This is a genomic window from Nostoc sp. NMS4, assembly GCF_017115095.1.
Lineage (GTDB): Bacteria > Cyanobacteriota > Cyanobacteriia > Cyanobacteriales > Nostocaceae > Nostoc.
The window spans coordinates 1-8,383 of sequence record NZ_JABXKI010000361.1 but is presented as its reverse complement, the minus strand read 5'-3'; the positions used below and the strand labels follow the sequence as shown (position 1 = coordinate 8,383).

Annotated in this window: 5 protein-coding genes; all 5 read left to right on the top strand. The window is 43.3% G+C overall.

Annotation, left to right across the window (positions count from 1 at the left end):
- The first annotated feature begins 271 nt into the window (after window positions 1-271).
- Window positions 272-649 (top strand): hypothetical protein, encoded by a 378-nt coding sequence (locus HWQ37_RS31100; RefSeq protein ID WP_292754527.1) that lies wholly within the window; start codon window positions 272-274, stop codon window positions 647-649.
- Between the two features lie 291 nt (window positions 650-940).
- Window positions 941-2,221 carry a S41 family peptidase gene (locus HWQ37_RS31095; protein WP_292754525.1) on the top strand — a complete coding sequence of 427 codons (1,281 nt, stop codon included), beginning with the start codon at window positions 941-943 and terminating at the stop codon, window positions 2,219-2,221.
- 198 nt (window positions 2,222-2,419) lie between these two features.
- Window positions 2,420-3,394, top strand: a complete 975-nt coding sequence (locus HWQ37_RS31090; protein WP_292754523.1) for an RNA polymerase sigma factor, RpoD/SigA family — start codon at window positions 2,420-2,422, stop codon at window positions 3,392-3,394.
- Window positions 3,395-3,576: 182 nt separating this feature from the next.
- On the top strand, window positions 3,577-5,157 hold the full coding sequence (locus HWQ37_RS31085) for an efflux RND transporter periplasmic adaptor subunit (protein WP_292754521.1): 1,581 nt from the start codon (window positions 3,577-3,579) through the stop codon (window positions 5,155-5,157).
- On the top strand, window positions 5,154-8,276 hold the full coding sequence (locus HWQ37_RS31080) for an efflux RND transporter permease subunit (RefSeq protein WP_292754518.1): 3,123 nt from the start codon (window positions 5,154-5,156) through the stop codon (window positions 8,274-8,276). Before HWQ37_RS31085 ends, HWQ37_RS31080 begins: the two co-directional genes overlap by 4 nt.
- The last annotated feature ends 107 nt before the right edge of the window (window positions 8,277-8,383 follow it).

Genomic DNA, 8,383 nt, shown 5'->3' with positions numbered 1-8,383 from the left:
CGCCCTAGTCCCTATATAGCGAATCTGTCTCTACTCTCGATAGAGCCTTTTCGACTAATTAATTATTTCTAAATTAGGAAAAAAGTCACAATAAATTTAGTACTTTTTTACTGGTTAGGTTAGGAATTCTAGCTCATGTGCAAAATGATTCTAACTTTTAAGATTAGCTGGTATGAGTAAAGCAGCAACTTTTCAAATATCTTCTAAACAGCCATAAACCGAAATTGAGTCAGAACAGTTCTATTACACACAACAAAAACCAGGGAAGCAAATGATTAAAAAACAGATAATTTTACCAACCCTGCTACTTGTAACTATCCTAATTGGAGGAATGACAGGTTGCAGCAGTTCTAAATCTCCAGATGTGTCTCAAGGCGGTGATTCTGGGACAAAGGTATCTGATACTTCTACAACATCTCCGGCATCGAATTCGCCAGAACGCGCTCAAAAACGCGAAGAAATTCGCAAGCAAATTGAGGCAGTTTTGACCCCAGATCAGGTAAAGGAATTATCAACGAAATTACAAAAAGGTGAAAAAATGCGTAAAGCAGTATTAAGCCTGAATCTTACTTCTGAACAAAAGACTAAAATTCAGGATATTTTTAAGACTGCTTATCCCCACCGGAAAGGAAAATCTGATAATTCTTAATTTGTCATTGGTCATTTGTCATTTGTCATTTGTCATTCGTAATTATGATTGCATAATGGTTCTAGACTTTTCAAATGAGTGGTTTATTTCTGGCGTGGTGTACTAGTGGTCTGTCCCATTAAATTTGAAGGGTACGTAGTTGCGCTTTAGCGCTTTCTCCCTTTCGATTAATTAGGGCTAAAGCCCAACTACATACCAAGAACAATTATCTGCGACTATGGGTATTCAGCCCTTTATTGATTACATTCAGGATTCTGAATTCTGGATTCTTTATTCTTCTTCAAGAAAAATATGTTTAAACAAAAATTTCTCGTCAAGATAGAACTGCTTGTTATGGCAGTAATCCTTGTAGGAACTAGTTTCTACACTTCCAAGGCTCTAGGTAAACCACAACCTAGCTCTCAAAAACTGGTGGATGAGGTGTGGCAAATCCTAGATAAAAATTATGTGGATGTCAGCTTTAATCATCAAGATTGGAAAGCAATTCACCAGCAGTATGTTAGCCGTTCCTATAGTTCCAAGAAACAGGCTTATGGGGCGATTCAAGAAATGGTGGCGAAATTAGGCGATCGCTACACCGAGTTTTTTGACCCACAAGAATTTAAAGCCCTAAATAACGACATTTCTGGCAACCTTAGCGGCGTAGGGCTGGAACTGGCAGAAAATGAAAAAACTAAAGCCTTAACCGTTGTCGCCCCAATTGAAGGAACCCCAGCCTTTAAAGCGGGTATTTTACCGGACGATGTAATTGTCCAAATTAACGGTCAAATAACTCAGGGGATGAAAATTGAGGATGCCGTAAAGCGGATTATCGGCCCGGTGGGAACTAAAGTAGTACTGACGATTCAACGGGGTAATCAATCGCAAACTTTCAAACTTACCCGCGCAAATATTGCCATTCATCCTGTAACTTACAACACGCAAACAACACCATCGGGTAAAATTGGGTATATTCGCTTACCAGAATTTACCGAAACCGCCCCCGCACAGATGCATCGGGCAATTGAAGCATTAGAAAAACAACAGGTGCAGGGCTACGTTTTGGATTTGCGTTCCGATCCGGGTGGACTGCTGGATGCGAGTTTGCAAATTGCCAGTATGTGGTTGAAGCAAGGTGCGATCGTGTCTTTGGTAAATCGAGATCAAGTGAAAGAGAGTTACACTGCGTCGGGACATCCTCTCACCGACAAACCCTTAGTAATACTGGTTGATAAGGGATCTGCTAGCGCTAGCGAAATTCTGTCGGGGGCGCTGCAAGATGACAACCGCGCCACTTTAGTAGGGACTCGCACTTTCGGTAAAGGTTTAGTTCAAGCCGTAGAACCACTGGAGGATGGTTCGGGGTTAAAACTAACGATCGCCAAATACTATACACCAAAAGGTCGAGATATCAATCATGTCGGCATTGCTCCAGATATTAACGTGGAGTTAACCGAGGCACAGCAGAAAGCATTAGTGCAAAACCAAACCTTGGGGACATTAGCCGATCCTCAGTATGCTAGCGCTGTTGCTGACCTGAGTAAATTGATTCAGTCTGGGGCAAATCATCTGAGTTTGCAGCGTGGGAAATGAAGGAGATAGGAGGGAAGCTACAAACCCCTTCTGAATAAGATTTTCCAAACTTTACAATCGCATCCTAGAGATGAGCCGTTTCATTTTTGCGATCGTTAAGTTGTCCTTTCTCCTGGGAGTTTATCTCGTTTTTTTTTGCTGCTATTTGGCATTATCGATTTGCAAATACCCTAATTAATAGACAGAGGCTAACTCACCATGAGTAACTTAACATTCGTAGATACCAAAGTTAGTAACACAAGCAAAGCTCCAACTGATACAGTACGTGCTTATCTTCAAGAAATTGGGCGGATACCTTTGTTAACCCCGGAGCAAGAAATTTTGTTTGCTCAACAAGTTCAGCAGATGATGAAAATACTCGCCGAATCCGAAAAACTGACTGTTGAATTAAATCGTAAACCCACACTTTCAGAATGGGCTAACCAGATGCAGTTAAGCGAACAGGAACTAGTTCAAAAGCTAAATCAAGGGAAAAAAGCTAAACAGAAAATGATTGCGTCTAATCTTCGCCTGGTGGTGTCAATTGCCAAGCAATATCAGAGACGTAACTTAGAGTTAATGGACTTAATTCAAGAAGGTACTTTGGGTTTAGAGAGAGGGGTTGAGAAATTCAATCCGGCTCTAGGATACAGATTTTCAACCTACGTTTACTGGTGGATTCGTCAAGGAATTACCAGAGCGATCGCGCAACAAGGACGCGCAATTAGATTACCCATTCACATCAATGAAAAGTTAAATAAAATTAAGCGTGTTCAGCGAGAATTATCTCAAAAGCTGGGTCACATTCCTACTACTACAGAAATTGCTCATGCACTTTCTTTAAAGCCTAGTCAGATTCGAGAATATCTAACTTTAGCTCGTCAAACTATCTCTCTCGATCTGCGAGTTGGGTCAGATAAAGATGTAAAATTAGAAGATTTAATAGAAGATTACAGATATTCAGAAAATGGCTATACTAATGAGCAATATCTCAACCAGGAAGTTGAAAGCTTATTGTCAAGTTTATCTAGACAACAACAAGAAATCTTAAATTTACACTTTGGTTTGATAGATGGAAATGAACTTTCTCTAGAACAAATTGGTCAGCGTATGGGTATTAGTCGAGAACGAGTCAGACAGATAGAAAAACAAGCTCTACAACTTCTATATCGGCAGTTAAGAAGTAATAAATAAGCATCAGCAAAAATCAAAATATTTAGGATGACAAAATATTTTGAATATAATTACTTATCGAGCAAACAGGAAAAAACTAATTATCTCAGATGTATCGCCTCAAATGAAATTGGTATCAGTGGGAGTTGAGGTAATAAAGGATTTCGCTGTTTTTAATTAACTAAAATGCATTGGAGGTTCTGATGAACCATGAAATTTCTAACGAGACTTTGACTGAGAACATTATAGAACCGGAGCTACCGCGATCGCCAAAAAAGCGATCGCCAAAAAAGATTACTTGGGTAATTTTGGGTGTGGTGTTGCTGGCTGGGCTGGGTTTATTTGCTATTCATGCGGGTGCAGCCAAGACAGATAAAGGCGGAAAATCTGCGCGTAATAAGCAGCAAGTTACACCTGTAACTGTAGCAATGGTGACACAAAAAACCGTTCCGATACAATTGCAAGCGATCGGTAATGTGCAATCGGGGTCTACGGTATCGATTACGCCCGAAGTCAGTGGACGGATTATTGGAGTTTATTTCAAGAAAGGTCAAGATGTGAAAAAGGGACAACTTTTGTTTACTATAGATGACCGATCGCAAATTGCTGCAATCCAGCAAGCTGAAGGAATTGTCGCCAAAGACCAAGCCTCGGTACAACAAGCAAGAGCTACATTAGCTAGAGATTTGGGTCAGGTAGACCAAGCTAGGGCGACTTTAATCAAAGACCAAGCCTCTGTGCGCCAAGCCCAGGCGACAGTGATTAAAGATGAAGCACAAGTAAATTTTGCTCAGGGACAGAGCGATCGCTATGGAGCATTGTACAAAAAAGGCGCGGTCAGCTTGGATACAGCACAGCAATACCTTGCCAACATCCGCACAGCCCAAGCAACTCTACAAGCAGATCGAGAAGCGATCGCTAATGCTGAGGCTGTTTTGAAAAGCGATCGCGTGGCGCTGACTAATGCTGGTGCTGTTGTTAAGGGCGATGAAGCGGCAATCGCTAATGCTCAAGCTGTTGTTCGTTCCGACCAAGGAGCATTAGATAATGCCAAAGTACAATTATCTTACGCCAAAATCTATGCCCCAATTGATGGTCGGGCTGGGAATGTTTCGGTGACTCAGGGCAATGTGGTGCAAGCTAACAGCAGTGCTTCGCTGACTCAGGGGAATGCACTGCAAACCAACAGTACGGGTGGTACTAGCAGCACGACTCCACTTGTTACCATCACCCAAATTCGCCCGATTGAAGTTGCTTTTTCCATTCCCGAAACAAATCTACCCCAAGTACAAAAGTATATGCAAAATGGCAAGCTGAAGGTAGATGTGACATTCCCCAATAGTCAAGGTCATCCGACACCAGGTATTTTGACATCTGTTAATAATACGGTCGATAACACCACGGGAACAATTCAACTGATTGGCCAATTTGACAACACTCAAGGAAACTTGTTTCCCGGTCAATTTGTCAACGCAACCCTAACGCTGACTGAACAACCGAATGCAACGGTTCTTCCCTCCCAAGCCGTGCAGAATGGCCCTGATGGACAATTTGTGTTTGTAGTGAAGCCAGACATGACGGTGCAAAATGTTCCAGTTACAGTTAGCAGCAGCATTGATGGGTTAGATGTAATTCAGAAAGGACCCCAACCCGGCGATAAAATTGTTACCGATGGACAAGCGAATCTCGTTTCCGGTAGCAAAATCCGCATTAAAACAGGAAACGGGGCAGGGGGCAGGGGGCAGGGGGCAGAATCCCCGAAGTCTGGTGGAGGTGAGTCATGAATCTTTCGGAACCATTTATCCGTCGCCCGATCATGACGACTCTGGTGATGGCGGCGATTTTGATCTTCGGTTTTATGAGTTATCGGTTGCTACCCATCAGCGATTTACCAAGTGTGGATTATCCCACAATTCAGGTAAGCGCCTCTCGACCTGGGGCTAGCCCGGAAACGATGGCTGCATCGGTAGCCCGTCCTCTAGAGAAGCAATTTTCTAGTATTGCTGGACTAGATTCGCTGAACTCAACTAGCACTTTGGGACAGACTCAAATTACCCTGCAATTTAATCTGAGTCGGAACATTGATGACGCGGCGCAGGATGTACAAGCAGCGATATCGGGGGCATCGGGGCAAATTGCGACGGATTTACCCAATCCTCCCACCTACAGCAAAGTTAACCCTGCCGATCAACCGATTCTTTACCTTTATTTAGACTCTCCAACTTTGCCACTTTCCCAAGTAGATAATTATGCCGAGACTTATTTGGCGCAAAAGCTATCTACAATTAATGGCGTGGCACAGGTAGCTGTCTACGGTTCTCAAAAGTATGCAGCGCGAATTCAACTCGATCCGCAGCAATTGGCTACGCGGCAAATTGGGTTAGATCAGGTGGCGACGGCGATTCAACAGGGTAACGTCAATTTGCCCACCGGCAGTCTTTCGGGAAATCACAAGAATTTTACAGTCCAAACCAACGGCCAACTTCAGGATGCGGCTGCTTATCGTCAGTTGATTGTGTCTTATAAAGATGGGATGCCAATCTATCTCAATCAACTGGGTCGGATCATTGACAGTGTAGAAAATGACAAGTTAGCAAGTTGGTACAACAACACCCGCGCTATTATTCTCACCATTCAAAGACAGCCTGGAACTAATACGGTAGAAGTCGTAGACACGATTAAGAAATTGCTCCCGAATTTGCGATCGCAGATTCCGGCATCCGTGGAAATTGGGATTCTCTATGATGCGTCTCAGTCAATTCGAGATTCAGTAGATGATGTCAGATTTACCTTGATTCTGACGATCGCTCTAGTTATCTTAGTAATTTTTATCTTTTTGCGGAACCTCTCAGCAACAGTGATTCCCAGCTTGGCTTTACCTGTTTCGCTGATTGGCACTTTTGCGGTAATGTATATGCTGCATTACTCACTAGATAACCTGTCGTTGATGGCGTTGACCCTTTCGGTGGGTTTCGTAGTGGATGATGCGATCGTTATGCTGGAAAATATCGTCCGCCATATCGAAATGGGCGAACGTCCCCTAGAAGCAGCGTTGAATGGGTCGAGAGAAATTGGTTTTACCATCCTATCCATGACCCTTTCCTTGGTTGCAGTCTTCATCCCCATGTTATTCATGAGTGAAGTGCTAGGACGATTATTTCATGAATTTGCTGTGACGATCGCAGTTGCAATTCTCGTCTCTGGTTTTGTGTCTTTGACTCTGACTCCCATGTTATGCAGTCGTTTTCTGCGTCCTGTAAATCATGCTAATCAAAGTCGGTTATATCAAGCTTCGGAATATGTCTTCGATCGCTTCCTCGGTTTATACGATTGGAGTTTGAAAAAAGTCTTAAAATATCACCGTACCACGATGATATTATCTGTCTTTCTCTTGGCGGTGACAGTTGGGTTGTTGATGGTAGTTCCCAAAGGCTTTATTCCTAGTGAAGATACCGGACAAATTACAGGCGTTACCCAAGCAGCCCAGGATGCATCTTTTGATAATCTTGTCCAGCATCAGCAGACAGTTGTTAACCTGATCCGTCAAGATCCGAATGTAGATGCAGTCAACTCCAATATTGGGGCGGGAGCGAGTGGTAGTGGCGGTGGGGCAGCAGTTGCAGCCAATTCCGGTAGTTTGTTTATTCGGTTAAAACCGCGATCGCAGCGCCAACTTAGTGCCGACGAAATCGTGCAAAATTTGCGAACCAAACTCGCCACGGTTCCAGGTATTCAAGTATTCTTACAAAATCCCCCAGCGATACCCATTGGCGCTCAACAAAGCACAGGACTTTATCAAGTAGCACTTCAGAGTTCTGATGTCAACCCCTTACAGGAATATGTTCCCCAACTTGTTACTAAGATGAAGGTGATGCCAGAACTTCAGGATGTAAACAGCGATTTACAGTTTGCTTCTGAGATTCAAATTGACATTGACCGCGATAAAGCCTCAACTTATGGGATAACAGCCGAACAAATCGAAAATACCCTGAGAAGTGCCTACGGTTCCTACCAAGTATCAACCATCTATGCAGCCACTAATGAATATCAGGTGATTTTGGAATTAGCGCCCCAGTTTCAGGAGGATATCAATGCTTTGTTGACATTATACATTAACTCCAGCACAGGAGTAGCAGTACCTCTGAAGACATTCGCCAAATTATCTCAGGGAGTCAGCCCGTTAATGGTCAATCATAACGGACGGATGAACGCCGCCACCATTTCCTTTAACCTCGCGCCCGGTGTGTCCTTGGGAAATGCCAACGAAGAGATTGAAAAAGTGATTAATCAGGTAATTCCTGCCAGTATTAGCACCAGCTTTCAGGGTGCAAGCCAGGTATTTCAAAGCTCACTGCCGAGTTTAGGTTTATTATTAGCGATCGCCGTCTTAGTAATTTATCTGATTTTGGGTGTACTCTATGAAGATTTCCTGCACCCAATTACAATTCTTTCTGGCTTGCCATCAGCAGGTTTTGGCGCATTATTAACGCTGATAATATTTCATGTCGAACTGAATGTTTACTCCTTCATCGGCATAATTCTCCTAGTGGGCATCGTCAAGAAAAACGGCATCATGATGGTGGATTTTGCAATTGTTGCCCAGCGAGAAGAATTGAAAAAGCCGTCTGAGGCGATTTATCAAGCCTGTTTGGTGCGCTTCCGTCCAATTATGATGACCACAATGGCAGCATTAATGGGAACCTTGCCGATTGCGATCGGATTTGGGGCTGGTTCCGAATCCCGCCGTCCTCTGGGGATTGCCGTTGTGGGCGGACTAGTGTTTTCTCAGATATTGACCCTGTATTTAACACCCGTGTTCTATATCTATATGGAATCTTGGCGGAAAAAGCTGAATCAAGTTAAATTCCGGCGGGTATTTTCATTTTCTGGGGGGCGATCGTGATTTTCTACAAGCAATATCAGTTAGTTGCACCCCACCCCAAGGCATTCTACGGTTTACACACAAGTCGAATTATCCCCCTTTCTAAGGGCTACGGTGTGCAGACAAGT